Below are 397 nucleotides of genomic sequence, written 5' to 3' on the forward strand. Positions count from 1 at the left end.
ATTGCTCATCTTGTTTTACTAAACCTGTCAGTAACTCATTTAATGTTTCTTTTAATGTTGATTGCGCTTTAAATAATTCATAGCACTGAGCTAGACACTGCCTTAAACCAGCGGTTAACCCATTATCGCTATCCTCTAGAACCTCAGGGATAGCTTGCCTAAACGCGCATTCTGATTGCTTGATTACAATCCCAAATTCAAGTAACAAGCCTCTGATTTGATTAGCCAGCTGTCGTTTCTGCTTTTCAGCTAAGGCGCGCATTCGCTCTATCGACTGTAAGCTTTGTTGTGCTTGTGTCAGTGATTTACACGGGCGAACATTGGGTGAGAAAGAAGCCGCAGCTATTGCAATAACATCATTTGCATCTGTTTTCTGGCCAACTCTAAATGCTTTGAC

General features: G+C 41.3%; 1 pseudogene. It reads right to left on the reverse strand.

What is annotated here, in order from left to right:
• Positions 1-397: pseudogene (locus JIG37_RS04025) on the reverse strand (IS110 family transposase); the annotation flags it as partial.

Source organism: Pseudoalteromonas sp. bablab_jr010 (assembly GCF_016464105.1).
In the GTDB taxonomy this organism is placed as follows: Bacteria; Pseudomonadota; Gammaproteobacteria; order Enterobacterales; family Alteromonadaceae; genus Pseudoalteromonas; species Pseudoalteromonas simplex.